This window comes from Acidobacteriota bacterium (assembly GCA_040754075.1).
Lineage (GTDB): Bacteria > Acidobacteriota > Blastocatellia > UBA7656 > UBA7656 > JBFMDH01.
The window spans coordinates 56,647-74,444 of record JBFMDH010000020.1 but is presented as its reverse complement, the minus strand read 5'-3'; the positions used below and the strand labels follow the sequence as shown (position 1 = coordinate 74,444).

At 48.6% G+C, this 17,798-nt stretch carries 22 protein-coding genes; 5 read left to right on the top strand and 17 right to left on the bottom strand.

What is annotated here, in order from left to right; genetic code table 11:
• Positions 1-15 precede the first annotated feature (15 nt).
• From AB1757_20065 to AB1757_20045, 5 genes are all read left to right on the top strand, one after another.
• Entirely contained in the window at positions 16-327 is a 312-nt protein-coding gene (locus tag AB1757_20065; protein ID MEW6129347.1) for a tetratricopeptide repeat protein, read from the top strand.
• A 188-nt stretch (positions 328-515) separates the two neighbouring features.
• Positions 516-2,501: a S9 family peptidase gene (locus AB1757_20060; protein ID MEW6129346.1), complete on the top strand. Its 1,986-nt coding sequence runs from the start codon at positions 516-518 to the stop codon at positions 2,499-2,501.
• Between the two features lie 108 nt (positions 2,502-2,609).
• Positions 2,610-2,906, top strand: coding sequence for a helix-turn-helix domain-containing protein (locus AB1757_20055; protein ID MEW6129345.1), 297 nt, complete (start codon positions 2,610-2,612; stop codon positions 2,904-2,906).
• Positions 2,906-3,325 carry a PIN domain-containing protein gene (locus AB1757_20050; protein ID MEW6129344.1) on the top strand — a complete coding sequence of 140 codons (420 nt, stop codon included), beginning with the start codon at positions 2,906-2,908 and terminating at the stop codon, positions 3,323-3,325. The genes AB1757_20055 and AB1757_20050 overlap by 1 nt, the downstream gene beginning before the upstream one ends.
• A gap of 388 nt (positions 3,326-3,713) precedes the next feature.
• On the top strand, positions 3,714-4,448 hold the full coding sequence (locus tag AB1757_20045; protein ID MEW6129343.1) for a hypothetical protein: 735 nt from the start codon (positions 3,714-3,716) through the stop codon (positions 4,446-4,448).
• On the opposite strand, the gene nagA is transcribed toward AB1757_20045, so the two are convergent.
• The 17 genes from nagA to AB1757_19960 all read right to left on the bottom strand — a co-directional run bounded on the left by nagA (position 4,425) and on the right by AB1757_19960 (position 17,749).
• The gene (nagA, locus tag AB1757_20040; protein ID MEW6129342.1) at positions 4,425-5,627 is read right to left on the bottom strand and encodes an N-acetylglucosamine-6-phosphate deacetylase; all 1,203 of its coding nucleotides are present in this window, start codon (positions 5,625-5,627) and stop codon (positions 4,425-4,427) included. The two genes, AB1757_20045 and nagA, sit on opposite strands and share 24 nt — an antisense overlap.
• A 49-nt stretch (positions 5,628-5,676) precedes the next feature.
• Positions 5,677-6,111 (bottom strand): hypothetical protein, encoded by a 435-nt coding sequence (locus AB1757_20035; protein ID MEW6129341.1) that lies wholly within the window; start codon positions 6,109-6,111, stop codon positions 5,677-5,679.
• A gap of 71 nt (positions 6,112-6,182) precedes the next feature.
• The gene (locus AB1757_20030; protein MEW6129340.1) at positions 6,183-6,614 is read right to left on the bottom strand and encodes a hypothetical protein; all 432 of its coding nucleotides are present in this window, start codon (positions 6,612-6,614) and stop codon (positions 6,183-6,185) included.
• Between the two features lie 72 nt (positions 6,615-6,686).
• Positions 6,687-7,595: an N-acetylmuramic acid 6-phosphate etherase gene (gene murQ / locus AB1757_20025; GenBank protein MEW6129339.1), complete on the bottom strand. Its 909-nt coding sequence runs from the start codon at positions 7,593-7,595 to the stop codon at positions 6,687-6,689.
• 139 nt (positions 7,596-7,734) lie between these two features.
• Positions 7,735-8,274, bottom strand: coding sequence for a redoxin domain-containing protein (locus AB1757_20020; GenBank protein ID MEW6129338.1), 540 nt, complete (start codon positions 8,272-8,274; stop codon positions 7,735-7,737).
• 25 nt (positions 8,275-8,299) lie between these two features.
• A complete protein-coding gene (gene thrB, locus AB1757_20015; protein MEW6129337.1) occupies positions 8,300-9,274 on the bottom strand; it encodes a homoserine kinase in 975 nt (324 codons plus the stop codon).
• Between the two features lie 2 nt (positions 9,275-9,276).
• Positions 9,277-9,927 carry a hypothetical protein gene (locus tag AB1757_20010; protein ID MEW6129336.1) on the bottom strand — a complete coding sequence of 217 codons (651 nt, stop codon included), beginning with the start codon at positions 9,925-9,927 and terminating at the stop codon, positions 9,277-9,279.
• Between the two features lie 84 nt (positions 9,928-10,011).
• Positions 10,012-11,043, bottom strand: coding sequence for a ThiF family adenylyltransferase (locus tag AB1757_20005; protein MEW6129335.1), 1,032 nt, complete (start codon positions 11,041-11,043; stop codon positions 10,012-10,014).
• Between the two features lie 152 nt (positions 11,044-11,195).
• The gene (locus AB1757_20000; protein MEW6129334.1) at positions 11,196-12,080 is read right to left on the bottom strand and encodes a class I SAM-dependent methyltransferase; all 885 of its coding nucleotides are present in this window, start codon (positions 12,078-12,080) and stop codon (positions 11,196-11,198) included.
• 83 nt (positions 12,081-12,163) lie between these two features.
• Positions 12,164-14,062: an asparagine synthase (glutamine-hydrolyzing) gene (gene asnB, locus AB1757_19995; GenBank protein ID MEW6129333.1), complete on the bottom strand. Its 1,899-nt coding sequence runs from the start codon at positions 14,060-14,062 to the stop codon at positions 12,164-12,166.
• On the bottom strand, positions 14,025-14,657 hold the full coding sequence (locus AB1757_19990; GenBank protein ID MEW6129332.1) for a hypothetical protein: 633 nt from the start codon (positions 14,655-14,657) through the stop codon (positions 14,025-14,027). Before AB1757_19990 ends, asnB begins: the two co-directional genes overlap by 38 nt.
• 63 nt (positions 14,658-14,720) lie before the next feature.
• On the bottom strand, positions 14,721-15,377 hold the full coding sequence (locus tag AB1757_19985; protein ID MEW6129331.1) for a hypothetical protein: 657 nt from the start codon (positions 15,375-15,377) through the stop codon (positions 14,721-14,723).
• Positions 15,361-15,819, bottom strand: a complete 459-nt coding sequence (locus tag AB1757_19980) for a hypothetical protein (GenBank protein ID MEW6129330.1) — start codon at positions 15,817-15,819, stop codon at positions 15,361-15,363. Before AB1757_19980 ends, AB1757_19985 begins: the two co-directional genes overlap by 17 nt.
• A 53-nt stretch (positions 15,820-15,872) precedes the next feature.
• On the bottom strand, positions 15,873-16,757 hold the full coding sequence (locus AB1757_19975) for a UbiA-like polyprenyltransferase (GenBank protein MEW6129329.1): 885 nt from the start codon (positions 16,755-16,757) through the stop codon (positions 15,873-15,875).
• Positions 16,758-16,820: 63 nt separating this feature from the next.
• A complete protein-coding gene (locus AB1757_19970) occupies positions 16,821-17,084 on the bottom strand; it encodes a DUF5985 family protein (GenBank protein MEW6129328.1) in 264 nt (87 codons plus the stop codon).
• A gap of 9 nt (positions 17,085-17,093) precedes the next feature.
• Positions 17,094-17,351, bottom strand: a complete 258-nt coding sequence (locus tag AB1757_19965) for a DUF5985 family protein (GenBank protein MEW6129327.1) — start codon at positions 17,349-17,351, stop codon at positions 17,094-17,096.
• 2 nt (positions 17,352-17,353) lie between these two features.
• Complete coding sequence (locus AB1757_19960) at positions 17,354-17,749, bottom strand: hypothetical protein (protein ID MEW6129326.1); 396 nt, start codon at positions 17,747-17,749, stop codon at positions 17,354-17,356.
• Positions 17,750-17,798 lie beyond the last annotated feature (49 nt).

The window sequence follows — 17,798 nt, the reverse complement described above, 5'->3', positions numbered from 1 at the left end:
GGAGTTAAGGGTGTTATGAAATCCCGCAAAGAGATGTTGGAAGAATTTTTAGCCGCTGATCCGAACGATTCGTTTTCGCGTTATGCGCTGGCGCTTGAACTGGAAAAAGCCGGTCAATTGAATGACGCTATGAATCAACTTCAGGAAGTCATCCGTCGCGATGAAAATTATGTCGCGGCTTATTATCATCTCGGACGAATGCTCGCTAACACGAACGCCGAAGCGCAGGCGCGTGAAATTTATCAACGTGGACTCGCGGTTGCTGCCAAAGCCGGCGACCAGAAAACCCGCAATGAAATTCAGGAAGCCATCGCGGCGCTCGATTAATCGCGCGCGCGCCCACCGCGCCTTGAAGCGCTTTCCGAACGCTATCCAACATCCGCACTCACCTGAAAAACCCCTGACATTTCTGAATTTTTCTGCAACATCAACCAGGCTTTTCTCACCCACTCATTGTTCGCAGCAGTGTGTTATACTGCGCTCCCAGCAACTGAAACTTATCAAAGAGGGATGTCATGAAAACATTGATTTCTGCTTCGCTTCTGGTTTTCTCACTGGTCTTTTCGGGCTTTGCGCAAACGCCAACCATTGATCAATCGCTCAGTATGAAAAGCGCATCAAATCCGCGCATTTCGCCCGACGGTCGTTTCATCGCTTATCAGGTTCAAGAGGTCAATTGGACGGACAATGCCTGGGAAACCGAAATCTGGATTGCCAACCCCGCAACCGGCGAACGCTTCCAACTGACCAACGCGAAAAAATCGAGTTCCGCGCCACAATGGTCGCCTGACGGACGCCGCCTCGCTTTCGTTTCAGACCGCAACGATAAACGCCAACTCTATCTGATTTCACCTGTGGGCGGCGAAGCCGTGCAACTGACCAATGTTGAAACCGGTGTGAATGGCTTTAGTTGGTCGCCCGATGGACGGCGCATCGCTTTTACGATGGTTGACCCGAAATCGAAGGCTCGAAAAGAGCGCGAAGAAAAATATGGCGAGTATGAAATCGTCGAAAGCGATTACAACTTTACACACCTCTGGATGATTGATGTCGCCGATGAAATCAAAACCCCGCCGGAAGCCAAACGCCTCACCGAAGGCACAAGTTTTACCGTAGGCAGTTTCAACTGGTCGCCCGATGCCACGCGCATCGCTTTTTCAGCAACCAGAGACGCCGATTTAGGCTCATCCCATACGGCAGATATTTATGTTTTGAAGGTTACTGATAAAGCGGTCAAAAAAATTGTCGAAACCCTGGGACCCGATAACAACCCCATCTGGTCGCCTGATGGAAAACAGATTGCCTTTGAAACCGCCAACGCGCAGGAGTTTTTCTATTACCTGAATTCTTATCTGGCGGTTGTATCGAGTGATGGCGGCGCGCCGCAGACTTTATCCGCGAGTTTTGATGAAATCCCGCGAATGCTTGCCTGGTCACCCGATGGCATCTATTTTTCCGCACAACAACGGGTCTACGCATCGCTGTTTCGTTTGAACCCCTCAACCAAAGCCATCGAGCAAATGAGCAAATCGCAAATGACTGTCGCCCAGGTATCGTTCACCAAAGATTTCAAACAGGCGGCATTCATTCAGGCTGCTGCCAACCAGTACCCGGAAATTTTTGTCTCCGCCGTGAAACCACTCGAAGGCAAACGCCTCACCGCGATGGGCGAACAGTTCAAAGATTTTAAACTCGCCACCCGCGAAATCATTCGCTGGAAATCGACAGATGGCACGGAAATCGAAGGCGTATTAATCAAACCGGCGAATTTCGATGCGTCGAAAAAATATCCCTTACTGGTGGTCATTCACGGTGGACCCACGGGCGTTGATACACCCGTGCTCAATGCCGACCGCACCTATCCGATTGAAATGTTTGCCGCCAAAGGCGCAGTGATTTTGCGCCCCAATTATCGCGGTTCTGCCGGTTACGGTGAAAAATTTCGTTCGCTCAATGTGCGCAACCTTGGTGTGGGCGATTACTGGGATGTCATCTCAGGCGTCGATTTTCTGATTGCCCAAGGCTTGGTTGACCGCGACCGCGTCGGTTCGATGGGCTGGAGTCAAGGCGGCTATATTTCGGCATTCATCACCACATCAAGCGACAGATTCAAAGCCGTATCCGTAGGGGCAGGAATTTCCAACTGGATGACTTACTATGTCAACACCGACATTCATCCGTTCACCCGTCAATACCTGAAAGCGACGCCCTGGGACGACCCGGAAATTTATCGCAAAACCTCACCGATTTCTTATGTCAAAAGCGCGCAAACCCCGACCCTTATTCAACACGGCGAACTCGATAGACGGGTGCCCATACCCAATGCTTATGAGTTGTACCAGGCATTGAAAGACAAAGGCGTGCCGGTGAAACTTGCAGTCTTCAAAGGCTTCGGTCACGGCATCGACAAACCCAAACAACAACGCCAGGTGATGGAACAAAATTATGAATGGTTCAGCCGCTACATCTGGGGCGAAAAACCGAATGAAGAAGGGAAATAATTCTACACTGTTGCGCTTGATTCTTGCTTATCATCGAAAGTGAATTGAGTATTTGTGTATGCTAAGATAAATCCGCTAATGCGATAGAGAAAAATCGAGGTAGCCAGTATGAGTCAAGTAATAACCGCATCCGAAGTATTAACCCTTGAAGAGGTAGCTGACTACTTGCGATTGCCCGTAGAAGTTGTGGAACGGCAAGCCGCGCAAGGGCGAGTTCCTGGGCGAAAAATTGAAGAGAACTGGCGGTTCCTTAAAGCGGCGATTGATGATTGGCTCCGCGCACAAGATAAACGTGCCAGAATTTTGCAGATGGCTGGCGCGTTTGCCGATGATGAAAATATGGCGGCGTTGCGGACTGAAATTTATAAACAGCGCGGACGACCTGAAGTTGAAACGGATGAATAATGTATCTGCTCGACACCGATATACTCACTCATCTTCAAACCGGGCAGCCGCAGGTGATTGGTAAATTTCAGGAACTTGCAGAAGATGAAATTGCAACAACTGTCATCTCAATTATTGAATTGATGCAGGGGCGGTTTAGTTTTGTTTTGAAAGCCGCGACCGGCACGGAACTTTTACGCGCTCAGCATTGGCTTGATAAGACGGAAGAATTCCTTGCGCAATTTATGGTGATTCCCTTGAATCAAGCCGCCTGTGAATGCTTTGATCAATTGCGCGCAGTTTCTGTTTATCGCAAAATCGGGCGCGCAGATTTGTTGATTGCCAGTATAGCCCTTGCCAGCCAGGCAACATTAGTTACCAGAAACGTCAAACATTTTAGACAAATTCCAAATCTGAAAGTTGAAAATTGGATGAGTTGAGGTTTCTTCAAAGGTTTCGGTCACGGCATCGACAAACCCAAACAACAACGCCAGATGATGGAACAAAAGCCGCTACATCTGGGGCGAAAAACCGAATGAAGAAGGGAAATAATTTAACCGACTTATTTCGTGGTTCAGCGTTCATAATTTTCATCAAGGCTTTTGGAACCATCTGAGCGATGAATTGATTGATGCCCGGATTGATTCCGGCTAACCAATTTCACTTTCGCAAAAAGTTAGCTAAGATAGCCGAGGTCTGGTTGATGGGGGAATTTCTTGATTATCTATGACCGATTCTCCCACATTCACTTTATATCTTGAGTAGGAAGAATTGAAAAATCATCCTCAAGTAACAATTCTTCAATTCGGGCGAAAAGAAATTAAATGGTTGTCTATCATCTTGATTGCCGCCAGTTTATTTCTGATCGTTTTGAATTATCTGTTGACCATTGCGACAGCGCCGCTAACCTTACATCAAAAACCGTTGCTGGCGTTTATCAGCCAGCAAGTGGATTTGCGAAACGAGGCGAACCTTGCCACCTGGTACTCCAGCGCTATTTTGTTTCTCGCGGCAATCGTTGCCTGGTTGAACAGTAGAACAACTTCGCCGTTTACCAAATTGAAATGGACGCATCGGCTCGCCTGGTTATTGATTGCCGCAGTGCTGATGGCAATTTCCATCAGTGAGACCGCAAAGATTCATGAAAATCTGGTGGCGGTATTAAATCGCCAACCAATAGGCCAATTGCAAAATTATTTTCAGGAAGGCGCAGGCGATTGGATTTTCGTTTTACTTCCCTTCATTATTGCAACCGCTTTGGGGATGTTCACCTTTTTCATTGCGGCGTTTTGGCGCTGCAAAAAAATCATGCTGCTTGCGCTAGCCGGGATACTTTGTTGGAGCACTGCCATCCTGTTTGAAGCGATTGAAGGGAACTTTATAAAAGTAATCCTGTCACGGAATGTTCGCGGGTTTATCGAAGAAAGTTGTGAAGTGATAGGAACGACGTTTTTGCTTATCGCCTTCGTTGAATATTTCAAAATAAGGAATGCCGCAGATGTTCAGGCAGACCAGAATGAGTTGGAAGATAGCCCCGCTCTATCGTTGGTCGAGAGCAATTGAGCCGCCGAGGCTTGCAAAACCAATAGTGAAATTTTCGTCAAAAGCCATCAGGTCGGCGCGTTTGCCTGCTTCGATTGCGCCGTAATTCAAAGCCACACCTGCCGCAACAGCCGGAACGTATGACGCCATACGTGAGGCTTCGTAAATCGGAATATTTAAACTCGCGATATTTTTCAAAGCGTCGCGCATGGTGATGACCGAACCCGCAATCGTGCCTTTGGCTGCGCCTTCCATTAAAGCCGTGATGCCGCCCAGAACTTCGATTTTATCGCCCCAGACCGTGAATTCACCTTCGCCGAGTCCCGCAGGGGCGATGGCATCACTAATCAAAGCCATCCGCTCTGCACTTTTCGATTTGTGCATCAGTTGCAGCATCAAGGGATGAACATGATGAAAATCGGCAATGCAATCAAAGGTCACTTCGGTATTTAAAAGTCCCCACGCGACGATGCCGGGTTTGCGATGGTGCAACGGTTCAAGAGCGTTGGGGAAATGAGTAATGTGATGCGCGCCGGCGCGAACCGCTGCGTCTAAAATTTCAGGTTGCGCGGTGGTGTGACCGATAAACGAGCGAACATCTTTGCTGGTGAGTTCGCTGATCAAATTCAACCCGCCTCTCAGTTCCGGCGCAAGCGTCATCAATCGTTTATAAATTACCGGTGAATTCGTGGGATGGGTGAACACGCGGATGGTGTCGGGGTTTCCGTCATAGGTTCTGAAATGCTCGCGTTGTAATGCGCCGCATTTTTCTTCGCTTACGAAAGGTCCCTCAAAATGTATGCCGAGAATTCGCGCGCCGTTTGTCTGACCGTTATCCTGATTTGCAATGTAAGTTTCAATTTCCTGAATGGCTCGTCGATACCCCGCATCATCGGTCGGCACAAAGGTCGCAAAATAACCGGTCACGCCTTCACCAAGTAAAAATTGAGAAAGTTTTGCTAAACCCTGCTGGTCGGCGTTCTGTACATCAATGCCTGCGGAGCCGTGAATGTGAACATCAATCAAGCCGGGCGCGAGAAAGCGATTTTGTAAATCAAGTTTTTCATCAGCGGCGAGTCCCACAGGCGTATCCGCATCGGTAAAGACCTCGGCGATGCGCCCTTCACGAATTAACACGCCGCCCGGTTGGACGCGGTCTTTAAGAATAATTTGGGCGTTATGTAAAAGCAGTTGAAACATCTTTATCAACCCATTTAACCCGTCCGCTAAGACAGGCGGTACTGACCGACTATTCAGCCATGATGAAATTCAATGTTTCGTGCCACACCGTGGGATTGCCTTTGTTGCTCGATGAACCGAATAGCTCAACCCGGTCTTCGCCAAACACATAGGTGTTTTCGATACTCACATCATCGCTGACGTCCATCTGGTAGTGAAAAACCTTATTAAACAGATAGCCTTGTCCGCTGGTCGTTTTGCCTTCGTAAGCGATGGTGACTTCAAAAAACGGAAAGCGCGTGAAGGTGAACCTCACCGTCGAATGTTCTTCATAAAGCAGCGAACCGTCTTCTTTGAAAAAGACGCGCCTGGTTATTTGGGCTTTGGTGTCGCCTTCATCCATGACCGTGAATTCACTGGTGAAATTGCCTGCTGCGGGTTTGCTGTCGAACCACACGCCCGCGCCTTTATAGCTTCCATTTTTGTAGGGGATGAATAACGACATACTAAAAATCTCTTCGGCGCTTATCTCAACACAGAGTATGAGGGATTGCTTCTAATAAAAAGGTAGTTTTATCACTTGAAGGAATCTTTTCCTTGCACTACCACGGTTTGCAGGTCGCTTTCCGACGACTTTTTGAATCGTATAATGAGATCATTTTCTCTATAAATTAATACCCCTTCAGCATAGGTCTTTTTAGTTCGCAAACTCGCATGCCCCATTCGTGATTGGTTATAGCGTTCCACTTTAGAAAACAACATAACAATCATATTAGGCTCCGAATACTTCGTTCTGAATTGGGTCATCAAGCTACGCAGCTTGGGTTCTGTAAAATCTTCTTCATCAAGCAAAATATCAACTGTACGCATCACCGAATCACTTGTGTCTGAAACAATAAAATAACAAACTTTATCCTCCTGAACACAATGAGCAAGTGCTAAATGACCGACGCCCCCCAAAGCTACAATTAAAGATATGGCTTTAATAAAGAGTTGCTTTTTTGACATTATGAGGTTCAATTCCATGAGTGGATAATATTTTTCTTCATTCGCATTTCAGCAATTAAAAGACTTCGCTAGTTAGTTCTCCGGTAATATAAAACTATCTAACGCCCGGCGCACCGAGCCGTTGAATTTTTGCAAAGTCGTTTCGGCGTCTTCGCGTGACAAATTAGCGCGGGTCATCAATAGAGCGATTTTCAAATCATCACCTGCCTCAGCAAAAATGCGCGCCGCGGCTTCTTCACTTAAACCCATTTCTTCGGCAAGTATCGCTCTGGCGCGACGACGCAACTTTTCATTGGTCGCTTTCAAATTCGACATCAGGTTGCTGTAGACCAACCCCAGACGAATCATGGTCGCCGTCGAGAGCATATTCAAAATCATCTTTTGCGCCGTACCGGCTTTCATTCTCGAAGAACCGGCGATGACTTCCGCGCCAACCACCGGCACGATTGACACCTCGGCGATTTGCGTCATCTGCGACCCTTCGTTGCAGGTAATTGCAATCGTCGCCGCGCCGAGTTCCTGCGCGAATTCCAACGCGCCAAGCGTATAAGGCGTATTGCCGTTTGCAGAGATGCCAACCACTGCATCTTTTGCCGAAACCCCAATGGTGTGCAAATCAATTGCCGCCTGATGCAAATCGTCTTCTGCGCCTTCGACAGCATTTCTTAAAGCGGTGTCTCCACCCGCGATAATGCCAATCACCAGTTCCGGTGAAACGCCAAAGGTCGGCGGACATTCCGACGCATCCAACACGCCGAGCCTGCCGCTGGTTCCGGTGCCGACATAAAACAACCTGCCTTCGTTTTCCAAGCGTTCAACAATCATATCAACGGCGCGGGCGATTTGCGGCAATACGCGGGAAACCGCTACGGCGACCTGTTTGTCTTCTTCGTTGATGAGTTTGACGATTTCCAGGGTCGAGCGTCTATCGATGTCTCTGGTATTCGGATTGGTTTGTTCGGTGAGAGGCTTGGGATTCATAAGGATTCAGGATTCGGGATTCAGGATTCAGGGAAAGGAAAGTATGAAGTAGGAACGATGAACGATGAACAACTGCAAAACGCTTTCTGTTCATCGTTCATCGTTCCGCCTTCATCGTTTCTTCTCCCCTGCATCCTCACTAAAGCAATTTCTTAATATCGTTTTCAAACACGTTGTAAGGGCGCACCCCAACATATTTCTGAGCGACTTTGCCATCGCGGTCAATGATGTACGTGGTGGGAATGCCTGAACCCATTTGATAAGGACCCAGCGCACTCATATCAGTTACCATCCAGATGTTGTAATTGATGCCCATGTTTTTCATAAACGGAGCGACCGCTGCCGCACCGCCGCCGCGCTGGTCAATCGGGTCAACCGAAACTCCGACCACAGCGAAACCTTGCGGGCCATAGAGATTTTGCAATTTGATGAAATCCGGTATTTCAACGCGACAGGGTCCACACCACGTCGCCCATAAATCGAGGATGACGACTTTGCCGCGATAAGCTTCAAGGCTTTGCGAGACGCTTTGCACCGTCAAGGGTTCCGGCGAAACCGCAAGGCTTGGGGTGGTCGCCTTTTTCGACATCAATGAATACCCGCCAAAGCCAATCAGGGCGATGATGACGACGCCCGCAAACAACGGCAATTTACTTTTGTTACTCTTTTTCTTAGCCATAAACTTCTCCAATTAAAAAATCAAATTAACTCCGGGTGATGACCCGCCCTGTGGTATCCACCGCCACAATGTGCGCTTTGCACTCAATGCCGCGTGACGCGAAAACCGCCACCAGAGCCTGTTTCACGCCTTCAAAGTCGTCATTTGCCAGAGCGAACACGGTCGGCCCCGAACCGCTGAGTGCCACCCCTAAAAGCCCCTCGACATTTTCGAGATTTAAAATCTCTGCCAGTCCCGGAACCAGCGGCGCGCGATAGGGTTGATGCAAACGGTCACGCATGGCTTCGCGAAACAAATCATAACGCCTGGCGGCAACGCTTGCGACAAACATCGCGGCGCGTTGAATATTAAAGACCGCATCTTCGCGTGACAGATTCAACGGGACGACCCGGCGCGCTTCTTCAGTTCGCACTTTGAAATTCGGAATCACCACGATGGCGCGAACCGCTTCAGGAAAATCGACTTTTGCCGCAAAAACTTTTCCCCTCTCGTCAACAGAGCTTACCACGAAAGCGCCCAGCAATGCAGCCGTGACATTGTCGCTGTGGTGTTCCATCTCAGTGGCGTAATCCATCAGCTTCTGTTGTGAAAGTTGTACACCGGTGACGACTTCAAACGCCGAAAAGCCCGCGATGATGGCTGCCGCCGATGAGCCAAGCCCGCGCGCCAGAGGAATTTCATTGGTGACGTGAAAGCGAGCGGGGCGAAGTTCGACGCCTTCGCGTGCGGCAATAAATTTCATTGCCTGAAAAATTAAATTGTCTTCCGTCGAAGCGTTGAGTTCGGCTGCGCCTTCACCGGAAAATGTAAATGTCATCTCTTCAGCCGGTTCGACATCAAGAGTTAAATAAAATTGCAGGGCGAGTCCGAGCGAATCAAATCCCGACCCTAAGTTAGAGGTGGATGAAGGAACGCGAATGCGGGTTGATGCTTGTGTCATGACGTTAAAAAATTGTTGTTTAAAGTCTTGTCTTATTAAGGCGGCTTTGCCGCAAAACATTTTTAATAAATCCTCTTGCGTTCACGAACCCGCACACTGCTGGAAAAGCCGTGCGCTTTTTTCTCTTTCACACGCACGCGCTGTGCGCCCGATTCGCGGCGCTCAAGAATGATTCTGCACAAGACGAGCGCAAACAGCCTATGCATAAATCGCGCTTCCCATTTCATCGAATGCTGCACCTCAATACGCGCAGTGGTTTGTGAGCGATGCCGGGCACTGAAGCGAAAGACCAACAGGTGCGAATTATAAAAGCGTTTGTTGACGACAAAAGATTGTTCCGAACGCAGACGACTATCTAAAAATCTGAGCAAGCGAAAATTATCGCCTTCTGCCATCTCCAAACGAATCCCGGCTTTATTTGGATTAGCGCGCGAACGTTCAATCAGATGCGATTCTTTGTCATCCTGCGCGACGATGGAAATGCGTTTGCCGAAAGCCGAAACCGTGATGTCAAATTGCAATCCATCGGCTTCGTAAACCGCCCGGCGCATGCCAATCCAGCGCAACCGTCCGATGGTGCGCTTGCCAACCGTCAGCGTATGCCGCGCGCGACTATGCCCTTCGCGTCGCACGATGACTTCGCATTCGCCGATGAAATCCTGCTCGAAAACATCGCCGGTTGAAGAGGTTAAATAATTTAATTTCGCTTCCATGATTTTGTACTTCGATTTTGTACTTCGATTTTGTACTTCGTGCTTTGTACTGTGCAACCAACTACAAAGTACGAAGCACAATTTTTAGACTCCGATATATCGCGCATACAAACCGCGCGCGATGTTGATGTCGTTTGTGCCTTTAATAATGCTGCGGGCGTCTGCAAAGACCGTGATGTCGTAACCCTCGACGCGAAAACGCAACAAAAAATCATTGAACACGACTTCGCCCAGTGGTCGCAAGCGTTCGGCGAGGGTTTTGAAATCAAGCTTCGCCGCCTTCGACCGGGCAATCTGCACCGCATTGCGCCCGCAAAGCGACACGGCGACCTGCCTTCCTGCGCCCTGCAAAAATTCAAACTCGTCTTCGGCGCACACCGGGCATTCAGTTTGCCCTGCGAAATTCGCGAGATTCGTGCGGTTGATTTCAAAATCCCACACGTCAACACGAATCAGCGAACGGTGCAATTTATCTTTCTGGTCGGTGAGGATTTTTAATGCCTCTGCGGCTTGAATCGAAGCAATGATAGAGATAATCGGCATCACTACGCCAGCCGTATCGCAGGTCGGACCCGAACCCGGTTCGGGCATCTCTTCCAGCATGCAACGAAGGCACGGCGTTACTTTCGGCAAAACCGTCATCGTCAGTCCATAAGAACCAACCGCCGCGCCGTAAATCCACGCAAGCTTATTTTTCACGCAAGCATCATTAATTAAATAGCGGGTCTCGAAATTGTCTGTGCCGTCGAGCACCACGTCAGCGCCCGCGATAATCTCTTCGATGTTTTCGTAGTTGATATCGGTCACCATCGGCGTGACTTCGATATCGGAATTGACGCGGGCAATGCGACGCGCGGCGGCGATGGCTTTCGGTAAACGCTCGCGGGCGTCGGCTTCTTCAAACATAATCTGGCGTTGCAGATTGGACGATTCGACAAAGTCGCGGTCGACCAGAACGATGTGCCCGACACCGGCGCGTGCCAGGGTTTCAGCCTGCACCGCGCCGAGCGCCCCGCAACCGATGATGACGGCGCGCGATGCAAGCAGTCGCGCTTGCCCCGCTTCGCCGATTCCTGCAAATAAAATTTGTCGTGAATATCGCTCGTTCAAATACATACCTCAGTGAAAATCAGGAGTCAGTATAAAAGAAACGATGAAGGCGGAACGATGAATGATGAACAAATAGAAAAATCTTTCTGTTCATACTTCATCATTCATACTTCATACTTTTGTGATTCTGACTCCTGAATACGGACTGCTTTCCTCACTTACTTCTTCGCCATAATCCACAAATGCCAGCCGATGCGATGCGCTAACGCTGTTTCAACGCCGCGCGGCAAGATTCGTCCGAACACAGGAATCCAGCGTTTGTTTAAAAAATGCGCTTCGGTGCGCGCTTCACGGTAACGCGAAAATAATTTTAGCGCCTCGCGTCGCGTGTAAGCGCGCGCCAAGGGGTTTCCCGCGCCATCGGTGTTTTGATTCAAAAATTCTTCGCGGGAAAGCATTCGCGATTTATCGCCTCGATAAAGCTCTTGCAATTCGCGAAGCCGCGTTTCATCTTCGCCGGTCATCGCGTGAACGAACGGCACGCCCCAATCAAATGCCAGAAGCCGCGCGCCAAAGCGTCTGAGCAACATGATATTGACATGATAGTTGTAAGAACTTTTGTGATAGAGCATCACCATCGCCGTGCCAGCGGGTTTTAAGACGCGATGCGCTTCGTTGATTGCCTTTTGCGTGTCAGGCGTGTGATGCAAAACGCCGTGTGAATAAATTAAATCGAAGGTGTTATCGGCAAACGGCAAATTTTCAGCATCGGCGACGCGCAAATCACCGCTCAGATTTTCATAAGCGAATCGCCTGCCGACCAGTTCAATCGAACGTTCGGTCAAATCGACGCCGGTGTAATGCGCGCCAGCACGGGCAAAATTAATCGCGTCGGTTCCAAGCCCGCAGCCGATTTCGAGCACCTGTTTATCGCGCCACTTTTCAAACTGCGCGACTTCGGGAATGTGCCATTCAGTCGCATAGCGGTGCGCTTCAATCGCTGCAAAAAATTCGCGCGAGCCAATCTGCATTTCGGCAAACTTCGCCCCACAAGGGTTGGCTTGCCAGAAATCATGCACCCGCGCTTTCAGTTCATCATTCATAAAGAGTCTGGAGTCTGGAGTCTGGAGTCTGGAGTCCGAAGCCACAAAAGACTCCAGACTCCAGACCCGCGACTCCAGACTGATCAATCAATAAATTCCCGGTGCCAGAGTTCGAGCGTCAACAGTTGGAAAACTTTCAAGCTGTTGTCTTCGCGACCTGCGAGGTTCGCATCAATCAAACGGCGCACTTCCGGGTAATCGAAATAACCGCGCCGTCGGATGTTCGATTCCGAAAGTAAATCTTCGACCATGTCGCGCAAATCACGTCTGAGCCATGCTCTCAAAGGCGCGCTAAATCCGGCTTTTTTGCGATAGATGATGTTGCGCGGAAGCCACGATTCGGCGGCTTTTTTCAAAATGTATTTGCGCGTGAGTCCCTTGATTTTCAGTCGCGCCGGGATGCGCGCCGCAAGTTCTACGAGGTCGTGGTCAAGCAGCGGCACACGCACCTCAAGCGAATTCGCCATGCTGGTTTTATCGGTGTAGGTCAAGTTCAAGCACGGTAAAAAAGTTTTCAAATCAATGTAGAGCATCTGGTTGACGAAGTCTTCACCGGCAACTTTGTCGAAATATTTTTGATGCGCGCGCATGGCGTCAAAGCCGGTTGTTTTCTCGCGCATTGCATTTGCATACAAATCCTGTTTTTCGGTTTCGTTGAAATAGGTTCCGAAACCTAAGTAACGTTCACGAAGTGGCAACTCTGCCGAACGCGCCAGTTTTTTGGTATTGCGAAAGACCGCGTTGAATTTGCCGGGAACCGATGCAGGCATCGCCGCAACCAGCGGACGCGAGATAAATGACGGAATCAGGTTGTAAGCATCGGCAAGGCGAACCGCGAGGTGGCGCGGATAGCCCGCAAACACTTCATCGCCGCCCATTCCTGACAGCAGTACGGTGAGGCGTTCACGCGCCGCTTTGCAGATTAGAAAACTGGTGATGACCGCTGGGTCAGCGACCGGTTCATCGAGGTGATAGACGAGTTTCGGTAAAAGCTCCATCACCTGCGGTTCAAAAAAATCTTCGTGATAATCGGTTGCAAATTTCGCCCCGACTTCGCGGGCGTATTTCACATCGTCTTCGAGAATATCGTATTTGAGGTCTTCGCTTTTGAAACCAAAAGTGTAGGTCGTGACCTTCTGCTCGGACATCCCGCACATCAAAGCGACGATTGATGACGAATCAATGCCGCCCGATAGGAACGCGCCGAGCGGCACATCGGCAATCATCTGCAAACGAGTGCTGCGTTCAATCTGTTCACGCACCCGCTCAATCCATTCCGGTTCACTCAGTGTATCGTCTTCGTGAAACGCTACGTCCCAATACTCGCGAACTTCGGTTTTCCCGTTTTTATAAATCAAGAAATGACCGGGCGGCAATTTCTTCACGCCTTGAAAAATCGTGTTGGGGTCAGGCGTCCATAAAAATGTCAGGAACTGGTCAAGGGATTCAAGGTCAACTTCGCGCTTGAAATTCGGGATGGTGAGCAAGGCTTTGATTTCCGAAGCGAAAGCAAACCCGGCGGGCGTATCGGCATAGTAAAGCGGCTTGATGCCCAAGCGGTCACGCGCTACAAGCAATGAATTGTCGCGCGCATCCCAGAGGGCAAACGCGAACATTCCGTTCAGTAGCGCAAGCGAATTCAAGCCCCATTCGCGGTAAGCGTAGATGACGACTTCGGCGTCACTATCGGATTTGAATTTATGCCCGCGTTTTTCCAGTTCTTTGCGGACTTCTTTGAAGTTATAAATTTCGCCGTTATAAGTGAGCCACAGTTCGCGGCGTTCATCGGTCATTGGCTCGTGACCGGCAGATGATAAATCGATAATCGACAGCCGGCGATGACCTAAACCTACGCGCTCGCCCTCGGCGGCGTCGGCAATGAAGATGCCTTCATCATCGGGGCCGCGATGCGCAATCGCTGCGAGCATATTTTTAATCAGTGGTTCATCGGGCGTGCCGACGATGCCGCAAATCCCGCACATAGTAAATAACTTCCCAAATCAACAAAGAAATAGATAGTAACAAAATACCTACGTGCCACCAATTTGCGCCATAGAAAATATTGTTGAGAGAGGTGTTCGGATAGATGTATTGAACGCCCAAGTCTGTTATTAATATGCGCGTTTGAAGAACCCAAAATAGATATTCAATCAAAATAAAGACTAAAGCCAGAATAGATAAAATAACGTGGTTCATTTTTCTAAAAGTAAAAGCAATGCTCAATAAAATCAAAATCTCCGCTACAAAACGTATTTCGGGTTCGGGCGTATCAAATGAAACCTCGCGATGGAACTGGTTGAGAATTTCAATAGGAACGAAAATCAAAGCTGATAATATAAGAGCGACCCAAGACATTCGCTTTGACCCAAGAGCCATTCCGCTAAAGAGCATCGCAAGAAATATCCGAAGATTTCGTTGCAGATAATCTGGACTGATATCTACCGCAAGCCCTGATTCAACTGCTTCATTAATTCTGCGACTTTGCTCAACTTGCTCAAAAATTATTAATGACAAAATGCCAGCTGAAATTAATAGAATGAAAATAGCAACGAGTTTAGGGTTTTTAGGCAATTTCATTATTGCCTCGAAAATTTAAGCTAGGCGCTCTTGGGAATGGAGGGGAGATTATCAGTCCATTATTTATGCCGCAACCGCAGCTTGGGTCATCACCAAGCCGCCTTTGATGTCATCATACAAGCCTGATTCATAAATCCATCGCAAAGCTTCATCATCCGATTTTTTTGCCCGTATAGTATCTTCGAGCCATTGGGAAATCAGGCGCTCGAATTGATACTCGCTGGCGGTTTCAAAAGTGAAAGAAGTTTTTTCTACATATTTTTTCAATAAATCGCTTACATTAACTTCATAATCGGGAGGTTTGTTTGATGCCGCCAGGGTTTCGTGCTTCCATAAGTAAAATTTGTCAGGCACAACCGCCAAAAGAAAGTAGGGGGTTTGCGGAACCCCGCCTTGAGCAATCAAATTATGATGAATAGTTTTTACCCAGCTTTTTAAAGAAGTTTTTTTGCCGGGCTTTTTTTTCACTTCAACGACAAGTTTTAATTTTTTATCGGGAGAGTATGCGGCTACGTCTACGCGAGGCAACACTCTCGCGCCTTGAATTTTCCACTCGCCGGTTCGCGCCTGTTCCTCAATGCAAGCGCCGCAAACGTTAACTTGTAAACGTCCGGGAAAGGTCCACACCGCAGTGATTGGTGCTGTTTCTCTGGCAACGCATTTATCGGTTTGAACTTCACAAACTCCATTAAAGATTACGCCGCTAGGTTCCACTTTCATTTCTCGACCTCCTGCCGGTTTCACTCAGCCATTGAATTAAGCGGTCTCTGGCATCTTCAATTAAATCTTCCCGGTCTTTTATGCCAATCTGCGTAAAGCAAGAAGCGTGAAGACTAGTTTCCGCTTCATCAATGAGGTTATCAGGAAAATCAAAGGTTCGCCGAAAACCCATCTCAAATCTCTGCACATGAGCCAGTTCATGAGCCAAACAGGCGACAATTGACATTCGCGCATTCGCTTCTATTCCGCTTCCCGGTTTAACATCAGCGCCCAGATAAACGCGATTTTCGTTCTCAAGGAAACGTGTTCGGGAAGAATGTTTATGCGCCGCGATGATCACAAGCTCAAGTTTTTTATTGCCACATAAAAATTTCCAGATTTGCTGGCAGCGTACAATTTCTATTTTTGAAAGCCCGCGCTGATTTCTTCCCGATAAAATCATGCAAACGGATTATAGCGAGGTTTGGCGAGAAGTTCACCGTCAGTTGATGCAGATTACTTATGCAGTAAAAGCGCGTCGGTTGCCATCGTAAAGAAAAGAATGATGCTCACAAAGGCATTGGTGGTGAAAAAAGCGGCGTTCATTCTCGAAAGGTCAGTTGCCTTAACGATGCTGTGTTGATACAAAAGCAGTGCGCCGGTGGCGATGACGCCGACCAAACCCAACCAGCCGAGGTTCGCTTTATAGAAAAACAACATCAACACTGCAAACATCAAGGCGTGAATGGCGCGGGCGATCCATAACGCTCTGGCAATGCCAAAATATTGGGGGATGGAATGCAGCCCCGCGCCTTTATCGAATTCATAATCCTGGCAGGCGTACAACACATCGAAACCCGCAGTCCACAGTAGCACCGCCATTGAAAGCAGAAACGGCACCATTGTGAGACTCCCGGTAATCGCAATCCACGCGCCCGACGGCGCGATTGATAAACACCAGCCTAAAATAAAATGTGACAAAGCAGAAAAGCGTTTGCAATAGGAATAAGCCAGGACAGAACCAAGCGCGACCGGCGACAGCAGAAGCGTCAGGCGGTTGAGGTTGTAAGCGGCAATTAAAAAAAGCGCCGATGAGACCATCGTAAACGCCCAGGCGAATTTTACATCGAGAAGCCCTGCGGGAAGCGCGCGCGTCGCCGTGCGCGGGTTCGCCGCATCGATTCGGCGGTCAGCGATGCGATTGAAAGTCATTGCCGCCGACCGCGCGCCAACCATCGCCAGGGTAATCCACAATATTTTCAACCCCCAGAAACTCGCGGGTTGCGCGGGCAACTCACGCGCGGCAAGTGTCGCGCCCAAAAAGGCAAACGGCAAAGCAAAGAGCGTATGCTCAATTTTGATCATCTCTAAGGTGATTTTTAAACGACTGACAAAACTCATATTTCCTATTTTTCTCGCATCGCTAATAATTCGACTTTGCCTTTCTCGGATTGACATCTTACCTCATTCCGCGCCTTTCTTGCGGTTTTTATCGAAGATGGCAATTAAAATGATAACGAAGGAAAGCAATCGCACAATGTAAAAAAATGGTTGGTCTTCGTTGGGATTGCTCACTAATCCCAATACCGCCCGGTTGATGCCTTCGATACAAAATGAGATGGCAAAGAAAAGAAAGAAGCGGTCGCCGGTTTTTTTCCAGAACTTCAGAAAGAAAATCCCGGCAACCAATGTCGCCATCGCAATCGCGCCCAGTAACATCAATGTCATCGCATCACCTCATTCCTCATCCCAGATTAATCCGTACAATAAAATCATCATCGCAACCAGTGCCGCGATTAACCGTAACGGAAACAGATTCACATACGGCAAAACATATTTATCAACGATTAACAGGGCGTTGTTCAACGTTAATCCCAGAAAGCAAAGTCCGCCCCAGAGGAGCAGTCGGTAACCGCTACGACGATAAGCCTGTAAAAGCAACACCGCGCAGAAAAGAGCCGTGATGGCGCAAAGCGCATAGATGATTCCAGCCATACTTACTCCTCTTCCTCCTTTCTAAGTTTGAAGGCATCGGCAAATTCCTGAACCCGGGTTTTGGGTTTTGCATGAATTAGATTGGTGACCGGCACCAGATATTTGGCATAGATTTCCGCGACGCGGTCAATCATTTGTCGGAGTTCCGGCGGATTGGGTTGATAGCGATAAAGCGCAGGCTTGCCCGATTGTCTGGAAATGAAACCGGCGGCGTACAAATCCGCCAGAATTTTCCCGGTTTCGCTTTCGCTGATGTAGAGCCGTTTGGATAAAGACTCGGCGCTATAATCCATATCCGGTTCATGACAAAAAATTAAAAGCCCTTCCAACTGCGCGACGGATTTAATGTTTTTGAGAATGAATTGTTCTACGTCTTTGGGAATTAAATCCTTGCTCATAGCAAATCTCTATCGAACAAACTGATAGCCAGTTTTCCCACTGATGAAG